At 37.4% G+C, this 18,836-nt stretch carries 15 protein-coding genes; 12 read left to right on the top strand and 3 right to left on the bottom strand.

The features are described 5' to 3' along the window. The first annotated feature begins 30 nt into the window (after positions 1–30). Both IM793_RS20915 and IM793_RS20910 read left to right on the top strand, forming a co-directional pair. Positions 31–1,056: a porin gene (locus tag IM793_RS20915; RefSeq protein WP_193424744.1), complete on the top strand. Its 1,026-nt coding sequence runs from the start codon at positions 31–33 to the stop codon at positions 1,054–1,056. Between the two features lie 97 nt (positions 1,057–1,153). Further along, positions 1,154–1,732, top strand: a complete 579-nt coding sequence (locus tag IM793_RS20910; protein ID WP_193424742.1) for a DUF4468 domain-containing protein — start codon at positions 1,154–1,156, stop codon at positions 1,730–1,732. Between the two features lie 10 nt (positions 1,733–1,742). Here the strand turns inward: IM793_RS20910 and IM793_RS20905 are convergent, their stop codons facing one another. Continuing rightward, positions 1,743–2,210, bottom strand: coding sequence for an SRPBCC family protein (locus tag IM793_RS20905; protein ID WP_193424741.1), 468 nt, complete (start codon positions 2,208–2,210; stop codon positions 1,743–1,745). Between the two features lie 683 nt (positions 2,211–2,893). Next, positions 2,894–3,367 carry a ribonuclease H-like YkuK family protein gene (locus tag IM793_RS20900; RefSeq protein ID WP_121283513.1) on the bottom strand — a complete coding sequence of 158 codons (474 nt, stop codon included), beginning with the start codon at positions 3,365–3,367 and terminating at the stop codon, positions 2,894–2,896. 214 nt (positions 3,368–3,581) lie between these two features. Between IM793_RS20900 and IM793_RS20895 the strand changes: the two genes are divergently transcribed. The 7 genes from IM793_RS20895 (at position 3,582) to IM793_RS20865 (ending at position 10,386) form a co-directional block, all read left to right on the top strand. After that, on the top strand, positions 3,582–3,800 hold the full coding sequence (locus tag IM793_RS20895; RefSeq protein ID WP_132402397.1) for a hypothetical protein: 219 nt from the start codon (positions 3,582–3,584) through the stop codon (positions 3,798–3,800). 50 nt (positions 3,801–3,850) lie between these two features. After that, on the top strand, positions 3,851–5,155 hold the full coding sequence (locus tag IM793_RS20890) for a DEAD/DEAH box helicase (protein ID WP_193424739.1): 1,305 nt from the start codon (positions 3,851–3,853) through the stop codon (positions 5,153–5,155). 90 nt (positions 5,156–5,245) lie between these two features. Then, positions 5,246–5,479 carry a DUF1456 family protein gene (locus IM793_RS20885; RefSeq protein ID WP_029274124.1) on the top strand — a complete coding sequence of 78 codons (234 nt, stop codon included), beginning with the start codon at positions 5,246–5,248 and terminating at the stop codon, positions 5,477–5,479. Beyond that, entirely contained in the window at positions 5,463–8,153 is a 2,691-nt protein-coding gene (locus tag IM793_RS20880; protein ID WP_193424737.1) for a TonB-dependent receptor, read from the top strand. Before IM793_RS20885 ends, IM793_RS20880 begins: the two co-directional genes overlap by 17 nt. A gap of 56 nt (positions 8,154–8,209) precedes the next feature. Beyond that, positions 8,210–8,944, top strand: coding sequence for a GDSL-type esterase/lipase family protein (locus tag IM793_RS20875; protein WP_193424735.1), 735 nt, complete (start codon positions 8,210–8,212; stop codon positions 8,942–8,944). A gap of 690 nt (positions 8,945–9,634) precedes the next feature. Next, entirely contained in the window at positions 9,635–9,982 is a 348-nt protein-coding gene (locus IM793_RS20870) for a hypothetical protein (protein WP_193424733.1), read from the top strand. A 17-nt stretch (positions 9,983–9,999) separates the two neighbouring features. Beyond that, positions 10,000–10,386, top strand: coding sequence for a hypothetical protein (locus tag IM793_RS20865; RefSeq protein WP_193424732.1), 387 nt, complete (start codon positions 10,000–10,002; stop codon positions 10,384–10,386). Positions 10,387–10,604: 218 nt separating this feature from the next. Here IM793_RS20865 and ettA read toward each other — a convergent pair whose 3' ends face one another. Beyond that, positions 10,605–12,284 carry an energy-dependent translational throttle protein EttA gene (gene ettA, locus IM793_RS20860; RefSeq protein ID WP_193424730.1) on the bottom strand — a complete coding sequence of 560 codons (1,680 nt, stop codon included), beginning with the start codon at positions 12,282–12,284 and terminating at the stop codon, positions 10,605–10,607. Between the two features lie 965 nt (positions 12,285–13,249). Between ettA and IM793_RS20855 the strand changes: the two genes are divergently transcribed. From IM793_RS20855 to IM793_RS20845, 3 genes are all read left to right on the top strand, one after another. Further along, positions 13,250–13,747, top strand: coding sequence for a hypothetical protein (locus IM793_RS20855; protein ID WP_193424728.1), 498 nt, complete (start codon positions 13,250–13,252; stop codon positions 13,745–13,747). An 81-nt stretch (positions 13,748–13,828) separates the two neighbouring features. Continuing rightward, positions 13,829–16,969 (top strand): hypothetical protein, encoded by a 3,141-nt coding sequence (locus IM793_RS20850; protein WP_193424725.1) that lies wholly within the window; start codon positions 13,829–13,831, stop codon positions 16,967–16,969. After that, complete coding sequence (locus IM793_RS20845) at positions 16,969–18,828, top strand: clostripain-related cysteine peptidase (protein ID WP_193424723.1); 1,860 nt, start codon at positions 16,969–16,971, stop codon at positions 18,826–18,828. The genes IM793_RS20850 and IM793_RS20845 overlap by 1 nt, the downstream gene beginning before the upstream one ends. The last annotated feature ends 8 nt before the right edge of the window (positions 18,829–18,836 follow it).

Below are 18,836 nucleotides of genomic sequence, written 5' to 3'. Positions count from 1 at the left end.
TATATATCTAAACTCAAATCAAGCTCAAACATGAAGAAACTTTTAACCGCTATTTTTGCAATGGCCAGCACTACGTGTGCCCTGGCGCAAGAGACCACAACCTCACCACTTGAAATTTCAGGATCGGTAGATACGTACTTTAAATATGATTTTGCTAAAAATCCATTAAACGGAAAAACATCTTTTGTAACGGATCACAACTCGGTATCATTAGGTATGATTGATATTGCCCTGAAGAAAAAAACAGGTAAAGCTTCATTTGTTGGAGAGCTTTCTTTTGGCCCGAGAGGACAATCGCAATCTATTCCTGATGCGGCAGCTGGAGGTTCGTCTTTTAATATTCAAAACTTATATGTTAACTACGATTTTACCGATCAGTTTAGTATGACAGCCGGTTACATGGGTACATTCATTGGATATGAGGTAATCTCACCGGTTGGAAACTTTAACTATTCTACTTCATACCTGTTTACCAATGGCCCTTTCCAAAATGCGGGGATTAAAGCCACTTATAAATTCAGCGATAAAGTAAGTTTAATGGCTGGTTTATTTAACGATTGGAACGTTTACTCAGCTTCGAGAGGCGTTTCGGCTATCGGTGGCCAGTTAATGGTTGCTCCTGTTGAAGGCTGGACTGCTTACATCAACGCCTTATCAGGGGCTGGTTTTGGCGGGTATGGAACGATTATAGATTTAACTACTTCGTATCAAATTACAGAGAAATTTAAATTGGGTTTAAATGCCGCTAATTATGATATCAAAGATAGTTCGGTACCAGGAAGTTACGCAGGTGCAGCGCTGTACCCTCAATTTGCTGTATTGGATGCAGTAACTTTAGGTTTAAGAGGTGAGTACTTTAAATTTAAAGCCGCGGGTGCAGTTCCGGCTACTGCTTTTACTGCAGTAACACTTACTGCAAACATTAAATCTGGTGGTTTAACATTTATCCCAGAAGTAAGATTAGACCATAACAGTGATAAACCGTTCTTTAACAAGAGTGGTGCTGTAGCTCCAAATGGTGGCCAGTTTTCTTTGGCAGCAGTTTACGCTTTTTAAGGAAATAAAAATGTTAATATAAGGCCGTTCCGATGTAAAATCGGGACGGCTTTTTCTTACCTTTAAATATTTAGAATTGTCTATTAACCGATTTCAAATGAAACACCTTCTTTTTATTACTCTTGCTTTTCTTTCCATTCAATTATCCGCACAACAGAAACAGTTTTCTAAAGATGATAACGGTAAATTTATCTATTATAAGGTGGTAGATTCGCAAGTGGTAAACAAAGATACTTTACTGCAAAGGGCCAAATCTTTTGTTAACGTGGCTTATAAAAAATCGATGACGCAAGAAACTATTACCGATTCTTCTGTGCTGGCGAAAGGAACTATGGTGATCGATAAAACAATTTTAGTGGCGGGCCATCCAAGCGGAGAAATGAGTTTTAATTTTGTTTTTGAGGCACGTAATGGCAAATACCGGTTCTGGTTAACTGATCTGCTTTTTATCCCATACCAGCGAGACCGTTACGGGAATTTTGTTGCCACAACTAAAATTGGAGTGCCTTTAGAGCGTACACCAGGTAAACTTAGCGCTGGTGCATGGAAAGATATTTTAAATAGCGCCTATAACAAAATAGAAAAATTTGGCGATGACTTTAAGAAGTATTTAGCAACCAGTAGGGTAGAGATAACCAAAAAGAAAACTGAAACCATTTCTACCAAAAAATGGTAAAAGCTTCAAGTTAAAACTTACCGAAAAGTTCTTCAACTTTCTGATAACGGAACTTAAAAATCTCATTGATTTTATTATTCACAATTACCGCATTTGCGATGCTGCCAATCGGTCCCCAACCTATGCTATAGTGTAACGTATCGTGCATTAAAACTCCTCCGTCTATTTTTTCGAAATGGTGTTGATGGTGCCAGAAAGCAAATGGGCCGAAACGCTGTTCGTCTATAAAATATTCTTTATCCTTTACATGTGTAATTTCGGTGACCCAGCTCAATTTAATTCCAAATAAAGGAGAAACCTTGTAGGTAATAATTAAACCCGGATACATTTTGGTGTTGGCCATATTAGGCGAGGTAACATCAAAAGTCATGTCTTTTGGGGTAATCTCTGCCAGGTTTAAGGGCGAAGAGAAAAAGTCCCATGCAGTAGCTAAATCTATTGGAAGTTTCTGCGTAAATTCTAATCTATATGTTTTCAAGTATTTGTTTTAAGGGACAACAACAAAGATGCGGTTTTGTTGGGTTTAACCGCATAGTTTATATAGATAAAGCGCAGCGCTAGGAATTATAGATTAGTCATTCCCGCGAATGCCTACTTTGTGGACACAAAAACTGAAATTATTTTTAGTGCTCTGTGCCGCACGGCATCAAACTTTTGAGGCATCAAAAGTATGCAAAACCGAAGCGTTAGTGGAGCTCATTCATGGCAAGTAAAACAATAATAAAACATGAATAAATGCTTAGTCAATCCAGGCAAGGAGCCTTTTGCACAATCCCAATACACATCAAAAAACAGCGGCACTTTGTTTTGTGTTTGTTGTGCTACCTGAAAGTTTTTGCAAACTTTGAAACACAAAACCACTGCGTTTGAGGTTTGGTAGAGCTAATTGTTCTGTTGTGCACCTGTTTTTTGATTTTCCTGGCTCTTGAGATTGACGGACGTGCTTCGGAAAAGCCTATTCTTTTTCAAAGCAAGCCAGCATAACGCCTTAAATAATTCTAATAAAGACGTATCACAGGGTAGTTGCGGACGGGAACAAAATAGTGCTCAATGAAGCTTATTCCATTACGATTATTCGAAATGGTGACACTAGACTTCTGACCTCCGACCCCTGACTTCCGAACTAAACCATCATCCCTCTTCCATCTCACATTTTCCCTCTTAATGCACCATCTTATCTGCGCAGGTGGAGCTTGCAAATGCTTCCGGTTTAGCTTTAAAAATAAAGCCCATGCTTAAAATATACCCCATGGCATCATTTAGCGCTTTGTTGGATTTAAATAACGGACTGGTATTGATATCTGCATGTACTTCTAAAGCCACATCATAAATGTCAAGTAAATCGCAAATGGAATAAGCGGTTTCGATAGATTTCTGTACTTCCATTAACATTCTTTCTTTGATGCTTACCTGCTGCGTACTCTTTTCCTGATGGATGTACATAAAACCGCCATGATGTTCTCTTAAGAGCACAATCACAGTTGCAAAATCAGTTACTGCACCTTTTACCTGCGAATCGGTACCGATGCAAACTTTAAGTTTAAAGCCATTTTCACTTTCTCTGATAATCGCATTTTCTACTTCTTCCAGGATTGAAGATTGAATAATTTCACCACTAAATTTTTTCCACGTCATACATTGTATTTTTTGAGGTTAACGAATGGTAATCAGGTTTTTATAAAAATAAGCGCTAAAAATTAAATATATGTTAAGCCAGGATTGTTTATTTGCTAACAAAAAGTTAGTTATCAACAAGTTAGTCATAATAGTTTGGATGAACTTCTAATTTGTTGAAACAAATTATTATTCGGTCCGTTAATATTTATACAATCATTTAAAATTCTTAATTATGAGAGCAGAATTAATTCAAGAGCTCCAGTTATTACAAAATAGCAGAGCGAATAAATTTGTAGATGAACTGGCAGACAAAATCTTATCTTCGGTTGACGCCGTCAATGAAAAGGTATTATCTTCAATGTCTAAACGTGGCAGCATGTTAATGTTGCTTGATAAAAGACTCAACTTTTCTACCCTTCGGAAGCTGCGGAGCAGATTTTTAAAATCCTAACTAAGGCTACCGTTTTCGCCCTGAAGAGAAATGATTACCTTTACGGCGGAATGATGGAAAATGCCTTAAAAAAATTAAACATTTCTGCACTTAATGAGATGCAGGAGTCTTCTGTAAAAGCAGCTAAGACTGGTAAAGATGTAATATTAATAGCGCCAACGGGTTCAGGGAAAACGTTGGCCTTTTTATTGCCCTTGCTTTCCAATTTAAAAACGGGAGTTAAAGGCGTACAGGCTTTGGTTCTTGTTCCTTCAAGAGAACTTGCACTTCAAATTGAGCAGGTTTTTAAACAAATGGGCACTTCGTTTAAGGTAAACTGCTGTTACGGCGGCCATGCGGTAAGGATCGAAAAAAACAACCTCGCACACCCACCAGCTGTCCTGATCGGAACACCTGGCAGGATCGCTTACCATTTAGAGCATCAGAACTTTGACGAATCTTTTATAGAGACCTTAGTTTTAGATGAATTTGATAAAGCACTGGAGTTTGGCTTTGAAAATGATATGTCCTATATCATTGGCTCGCTGCTTTCTTTAAAACAGCGTATACTTACTTCTGCGACTAAAATGGAAGAAATTCCGGCTTTTGTAAAGTTAAATGCACCTGTTGAAGTTGATTATTCAAAAAATATAGAAGCAAAACCAGATCTAAAGCTCAAAAAAATAACAGTACCTGCAGCCGATAAGTTAGATTACCTATTCAGATTACTGAGTAAAATAGGCAGCAAAAATACATTGGTATTCTGTAACCACAGGGAAACGGTAGACCGGATAAGTGACTTACTGTTCGAAAATGGTTTAGGGCATGATGTTTTTCATGGCGGAATGGAGCAATTTGATCGAGAAAAGGCACTACTTAAATTTAGAAATGGTAGCCATCGGATTTTAATCACCACAGATCTGGCAGCACGTGGCCTCGATATACCGGAAGTGGAACATATTGTACACTATCAATTGCCCTATACCGAAGATGCCTATATTCACCGCAATGGTCGTACGGCGCGCATGCATGCAAAAGGAACAGCCTACGCCATTTTAACAAGTGAAGAAAACTACAAATACCTGCCTGATGATATTGAGGAGGAAGTTTTAGAAGACCGGTATGTTTTACCACAAGAGAGCGATTGGGTTACCTTATACCTGGCTCATGGTAAGAAAGATAAAATTAATAAAATTGACATTGTGGGCCTGTTTTTACAAAAAGGAGATCTGGTAAAAGAAGATTTAGGACTAATAGAAGTTAAAGATACAACCAGTTATGTAGCTGTAAAACGAAGTAAAATAACCCAATTGTTAAAAAAACTAAACGGCGAAAAAATTAAAGGAAAGAAACTTAAATTAGAGATAGCAAGTTAGAAGATAAGTCCGCAGTTGGAAGTCTGGATAGCTAAATCAAAATTTTAGGCATTTTGCAACATTAAAACATTATAATCCTTACCATTAGCAATGAGCAATAACGATATATTAAAAAAACTTAGAGTAGCCTTATCACTTAAAACAGAAGATATTATTACCATCTGCGACTTGGTGGGTTTTAAAGTGACAAAGGCAGAGCTGGGTGATATTTTCAGAAACGAAGACCACGAGAATTTTAAACCTTGCGGCGATCAGATTCTGCGCAATTTTTTAAATGGTCTTGTAATTTATAAAAGAGGTCCGAGGGATGAGAAAAAGCAATAATTTATGCTTTTTATTATTTTTTATACTGATCACATTTTCCTTTAACGCTCTCTCTCAGTCTCAGTTTAAAATAAGTGGTAATGTAATCGATTCTTTAAAGAAGCCTATCGAAGGCGTAAATATCCGGTTGATTACTGATCAGGATACCCTCCGCTCAAATTCTGATGCGAAGGGAAACTTTGTATTTACAAAAGTAAGCCGAAATAAATTCTATCTTTCCGTTACTGCATTGGGTTACAAACCTTACGCGTCGCTCTACGAAATCGAATCTTCAAAAAAAAAATCTGATCTGGATCCAATTGTGCTCAAAATGGAAAGTATCCGCCTTGATGATGTGGAGGTTAAAGTAAAAGTAGACCCTATCAAAATTAAAAAAGATACTATAGAATACAATGCAGGAGCCTATACCATTAGGGAAAACGATAAGGTTGAAGATCTTTTAAAGCAATTACAGGGCATTGAGGTTGATGATAAAGGCGCTGTTACGGCAATGGGAAAAAAAATGACCAAGCTGCGGGTTAACGGCGAAGATTTTTTTACCAGCAATGTAGAAGATTACATCAGGCAGTTACCGGCAGATATCATTGCCAAGCTACAGGTGATTGATGATTATGGTGATGAAGCGAATTTTACCGGGATTAAAACCGGTACTCCTCAAAAAATGCTGAACCTGGTTACCAAGCCTGGTATGGATAAGGGCGTTTTTGGGGGAATGAGTGTGAATTCTGCCACCAATAATGCGCATAACCTGGGAACCAACGGCAGTATCTGGAAAAAAACAAAACAGATTGGTTTTGGCGGTCGCTACGGCATTACCAATAATGAGTTTGCCAAATTGAATAATGGAGCCTTAAAAGGTAATATCAGAGATAAAATATCGAAAGAATTTAGTGTTAATGGCAGTTATGATTTCAGTAACGGAACCAGTAAATCTATACAGAGTAATTACCTTGAGACATTTAATCCGCAGGGAACCATCAACGACTTAAGAGAAAGTGCTAATAATTCCAAATCGCTGACCAATAACATTAACCTGGGGTTAAACGGAGCTACAAAAAAGAATTATTTCAATGCTTCCCTGGCTGGCTCTTTGGCCGATACCAGGAACGATGCTTTTTCTACCTCTAATAAAACAGGTTATATCAAGCAGGACCTTATTTCCAATTCAGGTTCCCGCAATAGCAATCCAGATCTTAACGGAAGCATCAACTGGTCGCGGCGTTTGGCTAATAACAAGCGTTCGCTTTCTATGGGTTTCAATTTTGGCAGCAGTGCCGGAAATAGCAACAGTACCATTAATGATATCATCCGTTATTACAACGAAACTACCAATGTACTGGTTAAAGATTCATTATTGAACCGTTTGGTGGATAACAATACTGCAAATTCGAACTTCGGCGGAAATATCCAGTTTTCAAACTCCTTAAAAAGGGCAAATGATACCAGTGGATATAGTTTTATCAACTTTTCCTACCGCTTTTCAGTAAGCAGAAGCCGCAATCTGCAAACTACTACGGTGACCAATCCTTTAGGAAATCGATTTGTGGTCGATTCCTTGGGACAGGATTACGTATCCAATTTTATTAACCAGAACTTCAGCATCGGTTACAATACCAACAGCAACAGGATCAGCTATAATTTTGGGCTGAATTTTTCGCCGAGTATCATTATTGGAAAGTACCAGAATACAGGGCAGGAACTTAAAAACTATCAGTTAAATTTTTCTCCTTCGGCCAATTTAAGCTATCAGATTAAAGATAACGGAAACCTGAGTTTTGGTTACAATGGCTATACCAGCTCACCTGATTTTAATAAACTGCAACCTATAAGGAATAATAATGATGTGCAGAACCTGATTATCGGTAACCCGGATCTTAAAGCAACAACGAGTCATACGGCTGATTTTAGCTATAATAAATTTGGGCTTAAATCGGGCTTGAGCATTATGGCAGGTTTATCAGGTAGCTTTGCTATCAATAGTGTGGTGAGCAATACGGTTTTTCTTCGGGATACGCTAAACAGTTTGAAACAACAAACCACTTATGAGAATGTGAACGGCATTTATAACATCGGCGCTAATTACTCCGTAAACAAAAGGATGCTGGATAATAAACTTTCCCTATCCATAAACGGAACTATTGCCTACAGCCACAATGTTTTTTACACCGATAATGTACTTAACCGCAGTAGTGGCATCAATGTTTCTAATGGTTTTAAATTTAACCTCAACCAGAAAAAATATGCTTTCAATACAAGTGCATCTTATAGTTTTAGTTCCAATACCTATTCTGTAATGAACCAGAACATCAAAAATGTGCAGGTTGTGGCATTGAGTGGAAGTGCAAGCTGGATTCCCGGTAAACGCTTTAGGGTAAATGCATCGGCTTCTAAAAGTTTAAATTTTGGATATAGTTTATATGCCGGAAACCCTTTATTGGTAAATATGGGATTGAATACTTCCTTCCTGAAAGGTAATAAATTGCTTTTTTCTGTCCAGGCGAATGATTTGTTTAATCAGGGCGCTCTATTCAGCACAAGCATTACCAACAATTCTATTTCTGAGAACAGAACAAGGTTTATCAGCCGTTTTATACAGGCAACATTGAGTTATAACCTCAGCCAGTTTGGGGGTAAAAAAGGCAGATTGAACAGTAACATTAATACTGAAGAATAAATAGTTAAACCCAGATTATTTAGTTTAGTGTTTCGTTATATTTTGCAATTTACCTTATGAATAAAATCTTGTTTTGTATTTTACTGATTGCTAGCCATGCTTTATTCGCACAGGATCAGAAAGTAGATTCGTTAAACAATAAACCTCAAAAAGAAAATTTTGCCGACGATTGGGCAGCGTTAACGAAGTATCAGAAAGAAAATGAGCTTTTAACACCACCAACCAGAAAAGAAAAAAGGGTTGTTTTTTTAGGGAGTTCTATTTTCGAATTTTGGAAACAGAAGGATCCTGAATATTTTAGCCGGAATACTTACGTGGATAGGGGAATAAGCGGACAGATATCGCCGCAACTGCTGATCCGTTTTCGGCAGGATGTGATTAACCTTAAACCAAAAGCGGTGATTATTTTGGCAGGTAGTAATGACATTGCAGGCAATACAGGCCATGTGACGATAGATAAAATTATGGATAATATTAAATCGATGGCAGAACTGGCAAGGTTACACCGTATTAAGGTAATACTTTGTAAATATTTGCCTGTTTATGAATATCCATGGAATAAGCAGATTAAGGCAGCCGATATCATTGTTGATTTAAACGAAAAAATTGAGACCTATGCCAAAGAGAGAAATTATACCATTTTGGATTACTGGACACCATTGGTTGATGAAAGAAAAGGCCAGCGTGCCGAATTGACGGTTGATGGGGTTCATCCTAACCTCGCTGGTTATAAAATAATGGAAGGGGTAACGGATGTGGCGATCAAAAAGGCTTTGAAAAATAGACACTAATCGGTAAATGCTCTTCGACTCCGCTACCATCGGCAGACCCTATCAGTACGGTCGTCATTCTCGCGCAGGCAGGAATCTTAAAGCGCTTGCATTACGATTATTCATAAGTTTCCCTTGTTTCAAAGGTATTCATGAGCACTCCGTGGTTCCCAATCAAGTTGGGAATGACGATTCCTCGGAGCCTATAATCCGCTAAAAAATCTGTTATTCATATTATTTAATAGTAAATTAAACCCTCAGGGTGATAACCGCGTGGGGTATTCCATGTTTTCTGTGACTATATATTTAGATTCAAATAGAAACGTCGTCATCTCGACTGAAGCGCAGCGAAACGGAGAGATCTGCATGGATAGATTTCTCGACTCCGTTACACTCCGCTCGAAATGACGATAGCTTGATGGAGCAACTGCATAAATAAAAACTACCTTTCCTTTGCTGTCATTTTAAATGCAGTGAAGAATCTTTAATAAATAGGAAACTAATAAAATCCTTAATTGCCATTCGTAATGACATGCGACTTTTCTTTTAATTAATTTTCAGTAATATTTGAAAGTTTAATAAATTTAATTTACTTTTACATCGTGAAAGAGAAAATGAGATAGAAAGATTTACACAATGCCTTAAAAAGGCTTATTTTTTTAATCTTTATTTTCAATTTTTACTGAAAGTTAAATAATTAAATTATTCGTTATGGACTACAATATACTCGGATATGCCATCTTTATAACGGTTATCGTATTCATCATCGTAGTGGTAGGGAAGATATGTTACCGCAATGGAAATATCTTTGTAGCCGAACTCATTCCCGATCACCTTGATCTCTGTCAACAGATTAATAAGTCACTGTTGGTCTCTTATTACCTGGTCAATATTGGCTATTGTGCCATGACATTGGTAGGGTGGGAAACGATCCTTTCATCGCAGCAGCTTGTAGAAGTGATGGCGGTAAAAGTGGCGACTATTGTTTGCATCCTGTCTATTCTTCATTATTTAAATATCTATTTGCTTACCAAAACCATTCATAAATTAATAAAATAACACTTAAACTTTTCATTATGGAAACGACAAAAATTTTAATCGGCTATGCATTTTATTTACCAATTGCACTTTTTTTGACTTTTTATGTTTCAAAAACGCTGTTCAAAAACAGTAAGATATATATGCTGGATATTTTTAAGGGAAGGGAAGAGATTGCCAACGCAACGAACAAACTTTTTGAAACGGGTTTTTACCTTTTGAACATTGGTTTCGCACTCCTCATTATGAAGATTACGATCAGCGCAAACGATTACCGCAGTCTGGTTGAAGCGCTAAGTTCTAAAATAGGTGGCTTTGCCATTTACCTGGGCATTATGCTATTTATCAACCTGTATTTCTTTTTCAGGGGCAAACGTAAAGCGAAAGAAAACCAAAGGCCAAATCCTTTTCAGCCATCTATATAATGGTATGCATAAAAGAAGTCAAGTTTTTAAAACTTGACTTCTTTGAGAACAGTAACACATTTAAATAATTGAAACTTTAGATGCGATTAAGTTATATCTTATATCTATGCTAATTTATTTTCAATCTCTAAGAATATTTCCAGTCAAAGACAATTAATAATTTTTTATTAACGCAATCATCTCAAACAAAAAAGTCCCGATTTTATCGGGACTTTATATTAATCTAATTTTTTATATCTGATGCGTTTTGGGGTAACATCACCCAGGCGTTTCTTGCGGTTTTCTTCATAATCTGAGTAGTTACCTTCGAAGAAATAAACTTCAGAGTTACCTTCGAAAGCAAGGATGTGTGTACAGATCCTATCCAGGAACCACCTGTCGTGACTGATCACCACAGCACAGCCTCCAAAGTTTTCTAGAGCTTCTTCCAGTGCACGCAAGGTATTTACGTCGATGTCATTGGTTGGCTCATCCAGTAGCAATACATTGGCTCCTTTTTTCAAGGTAATGGCCAGGTGTACACGGTTACGCTCACCACCCGATAGAATACCAACTTTTTTCTGTTGATCGCCACCATTAAAGTTGAACTTTGAAACATAAGCACGTCCGTTAACGGCTTTAGTGCCCAATTGTATATTGTCTAATCCATCGGTGATGTTTTCGTATACCGTTTTATCTGCATCTAAATCATTGTGCATCTGATCTACATAACCTAGTTCAACCGTTTCGCCTACCCGGAAAGTACCCGCATCTGCTTCTTCCTGTCCGGTAATTAAACGGAATAAAGTGGTTTTACCTGCACCATTGGGCCCAATAATCCCTACAATACCTGCTGGAGGAAGGGAGAAGTTTAAATTATCGAATAATACTTTGTCGCCATAAGCTTTGGTAACGTTTGTGGCTTCAATAACCACATTCCCCAAACGTGGACCTGCAGGGATGAACAGTTCTAATTTATCTTCTCTTTCTCTGCCATCTTCTGAAGCTAATTTATCGTAGTTGGCTAAACGGGCTTTAGATTTTGCATGACGTGCTTTTGGTGCCATGCGTACCCATTCCAACTCACGTTCTAATGTTTTCTGGCGTTTGCTTTCTGTTTTCTCTTCTTGTGATAAACGTTTTGCTTTCTGATCTAACCAGCTGCTGTAATTTCCTTTCCAGGGAATGCCTTCGCCGCGGTCTAACTCTAAAATCCATCCGGCAACGTTATCCAGGAAGTACCTATCGTGGGTAACTGCAATAACGGTTCCTTCGTAATTTTGCAAAAATTGTTCTAACCAATCGATACTTTCAGCATCCAGGTGGTTGGTAGGCTCATCCAATAATAATACGTCAGGATGTTGAAGCAATAAACGGCACATGGCCACCCGGCGGCGCTCCCCACCTGATAATACACCAATTTTAGTATCCGGATCAGGACAACGTAAGGCATCCATGGCCCTTTCTAATTTCGAATCAATTTCCCAGGCACCTAGGGAATCGATTTTATCCTGAAGTTCACCCTGTCTGGCCATTAACTTATCCATTTTATCCGGATCAGAATAGTTTTCTTCCAAACCAAAGGCCTCATTCACTTCTTCGTATTCTTTTAAAATGGCAGTAACTTCGGCAACGCCTTCTTCAACCACCTCGCGAACGGTTTTTTCGGGGTCTAAGATCGGCTCCTGCGCTAAATAACCCACCGAATAACCAGGTGAGAAAACGACCTCGCCCTGGTAAGATTTATCTAAACCGGCAATAATTTTTAAAAGAGACGACTTACCAGAACCATTTAAACCGATAACTCCGATTTTGGCTCCGTAAAAGAAAGAAAGGTAAATATTTTTTAAAACCTGTTTTTGTGGCGGGTAAATTTTATTTACTCCTGCCATTGAAAAGATTATTTTCTCGTCAGACATGTTAGCTTCTTATTTTAGAATGTTTAAAGGCAATTTTGTTTCGAAAGGGGAATTTTATACTAAAAATCTGCTTTTTAAAATTCGCCCCAAGTTCCGAAAGTGGCAATGCCAAGACCGGTTACAAAGATAGAAACAACAAGCCCATTACAAAATGGTTTGTTAAGTATATATCCTAAATTTGATGATGGATGGATCACATTTTGTAATATCGAAGTGAAGAACTGGTATATATGTAGGTTCTTATTAATTACAAGTTTATCTAATTTAAAGGTAATCATCTGAAAGACCTTTAGCTACTGCTATCGTGGAACGGATTTAGCAACAGATCAAAAAATCTGGTTAAACCAATAATAGCTAATTTATGAAGCAATAGGCTTACTCGCTAAACTTCATCATCTTTTCTTCCGGGTGCTATTTTAATATTATTTTTTGCTCAGGATGTTTATTCGAAATGATAAAAATATTATATTCGTGAATCAGTAAATTGCTCATGATGCAATAACTGTTCAGAATTATCCCGCGGTAATTCTGAAGGAACAATCCGGATATGCAACGCTCTCAAGTCACAACTCTTTCTCGTTGCAGCTGTATTGCCTAAAGACCAATCTTTTTGTTAGCCATAAAACGGCTAATGTTAAGTTGTGTCTAAAAAATGTATTTAACGACCATAAATATAGTTGATATGCAAAAAACAATGACCCCAATGTGTGCTTTGAGAAGCTTAGCCAGATACAGGCCAAATGGTAAGCCAACTTTTGCAGGTTCATATTTTTGTTTTAACTGTAGCGCTATTAATTATTGAAAACATTAATGGTTGGTGATTGATGGCTTAAGCAAGCTACACCGATCTGCTAAATAATCTTATCATAACCAAAAGTGGAGACCAGAGACCACAGCGCAAACGGGGCATCATCCGAAAAGCCAAAAGAGTAGGAAAATTAAAAATTTAAAAAAAAATGAGTGCAATGAGTCTTCAATTGGGCGTACAGTTCCAATTACTTAAAACCAAATTAGTAGCAATTTATGAGAAAACAGGAGCGGAATCTTCTTTTCTTTTAGCACCTATGGATATCAAGGAAGTTAACAGCGTTAGCTTAAAAGAGATGAAAGATGATTTTAAAGCTGCTTTTAGTAGCGAAATTACCGCAAAGCAAATAGAAGATAGCCTTACCGCCATAAGTAACGAATCTAATGGTGAAAATAAATTTAATTTAGAGAACTTAAAATTTACATTAAAAACCGCTTACATCTATAAAAAAGGAAATACAAAGGAGTATGCCTTTGCCATTGAGGTTGATTGTGGAGATGCCATTCCTGATTTAGGGTTTGTGAAAATAGAAAAATTGGCTTTTAAAATCTGGAATACCAACAAGAATGTGATATTGCAGCAACTGAATTTAGATACCATTGAAAATTTAGTTAAGAAACTTGATGCACCTGAAAAAAAAATAGCCGAAGCATAATAATATTAGATGATTAGTATCAGCTAATTTGATCTGTTTTCTTTTAAGCACAGCCGCAAGCGCATAATTTTTTGATTTCAAATGAGTAACCATACCAACTTCGCTTTTTCGGCTACCGGGAAGATTTTTGAGTTAGATGCATCAGTAACCATTATTGTAAGGAACAATGAAAAATTGATTTTAGGAGAGCTTGACACCAGTCGGGCTAAAATCAAAGATTTATTGAACAACAATGAATTGGGCGTTAATGGGCTGTCTGGGCAATTTACGCTGTTTAATAACTTACCCGGAACTTTTAAAGCACAGGTGCTTAAATCTGCCGATATCTGGTCGGTGGTTATTCTGTATAACAAAAATATAGCAGGTGGCAAAGCTTCGATTTATGTCAATGCGGTTGTGCTGGCGGATACTAAACAGTTGGCTTTAAGCATAGATACCGATTTTTTTAAGGATGGAAATGTATTAGAGCAGTTCATTTATGACACAATGACTTTTTTTGCTATAAAAAAAGTAGCATTAATCGTTAGAAATAAATCTTCCCTTGCCATTAACCAATATTTAAACCGAAGCGCATCAGATTATTTTCCTGGGATGGTCTTGTCAGATCGCTACGGTAAGTATCAATTGGTTGCCAACTCATTGTTTGATTTGGAAAATAGTGATAGTGCATTTGGATCGGGGCTTTATCAATTAACTGGCCTGGATCATATTGACTTGGTCATAGCAGCATCGCTGAACACTTCAAAATTTGAGGCGATGCTCATCAGTGCAAATATCAAAAAGGATGGTTATGAAATTGAAAATTTATATTTCGGGATTAAAAATGATAATGGGTTCTACCTAGAGGCTGGAGGGAAGCTTAATTTTCCTTTGAAAGATGATGTATTAACCTTTGTTCTTGCCGGAAACCTATCCGTTTCCTCCTTTACCTTGTCTGCTTCTTCAAACTATAAGATACCATTAAACACCAGGATTAGCCTGAGCGATTTAGGCTTGATGATTGGCGTAGGGGCAACAGGAATTACTTTTGGGATGACTGGTAGGGTAACAACCAATAATATTTCCATTTTTGCAGGGTTTATTGTTAGCCAGGCTAATATCGGACTAATTACAGCAGCCATTACCTCTACCAAGGGAAGGACTTCCTTAAAGGACATCATCGTAGATATTGCGGAAGTTGATTTTCCTGGAATAGAATTTCTTGATGTGGTGGCTTTAGCCGATTTTGAAATCAATAATGCTAAAATGCCTCACTGGAACCCAGAAGAGGCCAATAAAGCAGAAATCTTAAATAATTTTAATTCGAGCCTGCCTACTGAACTCGCTATATCCGGTGTAGAAAATCTTCAGGTTTCTGCTTTGGGAACCAGCCGTCAGTCCATTTTTACCGATACTTCAACCATGCGGCATTACCGGGTGGACTCATCGGGAGCTATTTCTTTAAACTGCCAGCTGTTTATATGCACTCAGCCTACCAGAATTGGGAACTATCAGATGAATGTCGGTTTTTTTCTGTGTGGCACTATCGAAATCTTTAATGTAAAGGCTAGAGGACTCTTTCTTTTAGAGCCTGGTAATGCTATTCTGGCATTGATTGAAATTTCAAAAATTGAGATCAAGGGAATATTTGAATTGACAAGGTCACGAAAAACAATGCCTATGGAACCTATAGAAGGTGGACTGGCTGGTGCCCTGATAAAAGCAGATGCCCAAGGCCCCGTACTGTATTTAAATATCAACCGGGCATCAAAAAAACTCGAATTTTATTTAAGTGCTTATGTGAATATCTTAAATATCTTTCAGTTAGATGCCTTGATTCTTCTTAAAGACAGAAAGGTGTACATTGATCTTGAACTGCAATACGTTGGCTTTAAAATCTTATTCCATTTAGATGGAAACTACGCAGATTTTTCGAGCAGTGGATTTAGTTCACGTTTGGTATTCGATACCAGTGGATTTATCAAACTTTTGGAAGAAGCCCAGAATGCCGTGCGTGATGCGGCCAGGAGCGTGCAAAACTCTATAGAAAATGCAAACCGGAAATTAACCGAGGCGCAACAGCAGATTTTAAATCTGAGTAACACGATTAATGAATATAATGATTACATCCGGGGTTATCTTGACAGAAGAGAAGATGCTTCCTGGTGGCGCGTTGATGAAAAAATTTATTATTCAGCTCAGATTTTATATTATGAAACCTTAAAGGTAGGTGTGAATGTGGCTATCGGCGTAGCCTATGGTGCTTTGGAAATAGCAAAGGCCGCACTAACCCTTGGAGGAAAGGTCGCATCAGGAGCTTTAGAGGCGGTAGCTAATATTTTAAGTGCCATTACCAGGTTACTTTGGATCAAATCTTTTGTATTAAGTATGGAATTTACGTCTAATGCCAGGAAAATAGAAGCGGAGCTTGAGTTAACTGTTTTTGGAAATGATATCAAGTTAAAAGGTTCGTTGGATGTAGATAAAGCGATGAACGATATTGGTGCTTTGATCACTGGTTTTGTGAAGGATAAACTATCTGCTAAAACGCAGGAAGTGACCTCAAATATCAATAATGGTATTTTTAGAACTTTAAGTTCAGAAACGGATTATAATTTATTAACGCCTAAATTGCAAAGCATTGCGCAAAATAAAAAGGACTATTATGACTTACTGGAATTTCATGACATGATAGAAGATTTCCTGATCGAATCGAATAAGAAATACCTGGATGAATATGAAAAACAACCTGATGATTGGCAACGAAACATTTGCGAAATAGAAGAGGTGAAACTCAAAAATGAAGTGATACAGCGCCAATGTGTGGAAGCCTTTGATGATGAATTTGTAAGTTCATTGGATGAAGTAATTACATTGGTACGCGATAACCAGGTTAGGGCTACAAATTCTGAATTGGACCAACAGATGAACGATTTATTAGATCTTGTTAGGGACATAAATAATCAGAAAACAGTTGCAAGAAGTTTAAGGAACGAAAGACGTTCTTTGTTTTCAAGAGTAGAGAACGTTATTGAAGATAATAATGAAGTTAAAAGATCATTTAAGGCCAACAGCGATTTTGATATAGATCTAGCCAATGAGAATTATGCAGATGGATTATCAGAATTGTTAAAGAAAACATTCCCAGATAATACGAATGAATATGGTGAGGAATTTAAAGATGCTGTGGCCGCAGCCATTTATCAATTTAGAAATCCTCCACAAGTTAATCCAAGAAGATAATGGGCTTCATTAGAAAAAGTCGCCATTTACTGTTAATACTAGCTGGATTAATATTTTATGCTAATATCAGCTATGCTCAAAACCTGGAGCCTAAGCGCAGTTTTGTGCTGCTGATTTATATGAATGGATCAGACCTGGAAAGCAAACATCAGTTGGCGAGTGAAGACATTAACGAAATTATCAATTCCTATAATAACGTTGATGATAACTTTGCAACGGTGATTTTGCAGGGAGGAACTAAAAAATGGCAATTCTCTGAGCCGATTTCCAGCGATAGCCTGACCTATAGTAAGGTTACTAAAAATGGGTTTGAAAAAGTAAAAGTTACAGCCAACAAAAGTATAGGAGACCCATCAACCCTGGTTGATTTTATTGCTTATAGCAAAAAGAACTTCCCTGCAGAAAGATATGGGTTGATTTTTTGGAATCACGGAAGAGGCAGTGTACATGGTTTTGGATATGATGAGTTATTTCCTGAAGATATTTCCCTGTCGTTACGTGAAATGGGAGAGGCTTTTGCTGATTTAAAACATAGCCAAAATGATTTGAACCTGGATTTTATAGGTTTTGACGCCTGTTTAATGGCAACCATTGAAACGGCTACGGTACTGGCACCCTATGCTGAATACATGGTGGCCTCACAAGAACTTGAACCTGGCAACGGCTGGAATTATAAATATATCATCAACTCCTTATCTACCAATCCAAATCTAAGCACAACTCAACTTCTGGAGGGAATTACAAAATCGTATATCGATACTTATTCGTCTCAACCTTATCTGCAGGCAACATTGTCTGTAATAGCGCTTAATAAAGTAGATGCTTTAAATATAAGTGTAGGAAAATTAATCAGTAACATTTCTGCAAATCTAAATTCAACGTATCCGCCTAAAGAAGCTTTTAGGCAGAAATCAAATTACCGGGCCAAGTCCAAATCATTCGGATTGCCTTCTTTTTCATTCGCGGCTGAAGATATGATTGATATTTTTAGCTTTTTTAAGCTGGCAGCTAAAAGTACAGACACATTGTTTAGCGATTTCGAGAAAAAAATGCGGGATGCAGTTTTATTCAATGTTTATTCAAAAAATTTGGATAAAGATGCCATTTCGGGGCTTTCGGTATATTTCCCTTATTACAATAGAAAAACGGCCAGTCAATTAAATGATTATTTGAAAACGCCTTTTAACATAGCGTTTGAAAAATTTATCGAAAATTATGTAGCTGAATTAATTGGGGGCGGTGCTGATAGCGTTTTTGTTGGTGATTCGGGAAGGAAGCTAAACGCAGCCATGTTGGTTAACACCAATAAGATTTACTTAAATATCAGAAGATTAACTGGAGACAGCACGCTGGTTTCGTATGGATTGGATGCCTACGATACCAATGTGGATTACCGTGGAAATATTACCTTGTATGGGGGTAATAAAAAATGGGATGCCAGGTGGATCAGCATTAACGATATCAATGTTTGTGTATTTATGGGACTTTCCAATCAATCGGGTGTATCTTACAATGTACCTGTGCTTTGGAATGGGAAACAAGCTGAACTTATGATCAAGTATTTTAATGTTGACGGGGAAAATCTGGCTAAAGTGATCGGATTTCGGGAGATTTCTGCTGATGGGATTACGGATAAGATTAAGGACCTTCAAGCACATGATGAAATTACTTTTCTGGGCCAAAATGCCCTGGATGAATCAATGAGTATTGAATTGGGTAAAATTACCATCACTGATCCTTCAGCTTTAGACATCAAGCTTTTAACCATGCCAAAAGGGAATTATCAGGTAGGATTTTGTATGGTTGATTTCTACGGAAATAAACACTATACCAAATTCGAAGATTATATAATCAATTAAAATGCCGT

Origin of the sequence: Pedobacter sp. MR2016-19, assembly GCF_014947265.1 — a bacterium.
GTDB lineage: Bacteria > Bacteroidota > Bacteroidia > Sphingobacteriales > Sphingobacteriaceae > Pedobacter.
The sequence above is the reverse complement of the archived record's forward strand: the minus strand, read 5'-3'. Positions and strand labels throughout refer to the sequence as shown.

Bases quoted from the DNA above. Each gene is read 5' to 3' on its own strand.
- IM793_RS20915 (WP_193424744.1), top strand. From the start codon at position 31: ATGAAGAAACTTTTAACCGCTATTTTTGCAATGGCCAGCACTACGTGT.
- IM793_RS20910 (WP_193424742.1), top strand. From the start codon at position 1,154: ATGAAACACCTTCTTTTTATTACTCTTGCTTTTCTTTCCATTCAATTA.
- IM793_RS20900 (WP_121283513.1), bottom strand. From the start codon at position 3,367: ATGACGTGGAAAAAATTTAGTGGTGAAATTATTCAATCTTCAATCCTG.
- IM793_RS20895 (WP_132402397.1), top strand. From the start codon at position 3,582: ATGAGAGCAGAATTAATTCAAGAGCTCCAGTTATTACAAAATAGCAGA.
- IM793_RS20890 (WP_193424739.1), top strand. From the start codon at position 3,851: ATGATGGAAAATGCCTTAAAAAAATTAAACATTTCTGCACTTAATGAG.
- IM793_RS20885 (WP_029274124.1), top strand. From the start codon at position 5,246: ATGAGCAATAACGATATATTAAAAAAACTTAGAGTAGCCTTATCACTT.
- IM793_RS20880 (WP_193424737.1), top strand. From the start codon at position 5,463: ATGAGAAAAAGCAATAATTTATGCTTTTTATTATTTTTTATACTGATC.
- IM793_RS20875 (WP_193424735.1), top strand. From the start codon at position 8,210: ATGAATAAAATCTTGTTTTGTATTTTACTGATTGCTAGCCATGCTTTA.
- IM793_RS20870 (WP_193424733.1), top strand. From the start codon at position 9,635: ATGGACTACAATATACTCGGATATGCCATCTTTATAACGGTTATCGTA.
- IM793_RS20865 (WP_193424732.1), top strand. From the start codon at position 10,000: ATGGAAACGACAAAAATTTTAATCGGCTATGCATTTTATTTACCAATT.
- ettA (WP_193424730.1), bottom strand. From the start codon at position 12,284: ATGTCTGACGAGAAAATAATCTTTTCAATGGCAGGAGTAAATAAAATT.
- IM793_RS20855 (WP_193424728.1), top strand. From the start codon at position 13,250: ATGAGTCTTCAATTGGGCGTACAGTTCCAATTACTTAAAACCAAATTA.
- IM793_RS20850 (WP_193424725.1), top strand. From the start codon at position 13,829: ATGAGTAACCATACCAACTTCGCTTTTTCGGCTACCGGGAAGATTTTT.
- IM793_RS20845 (WP_193424723.1), top strand. From the start codon at position 16,969: ATGGGCTTCATTAGAAAAAGTCGCCATTTACTGTTAATACTAGCTGGA.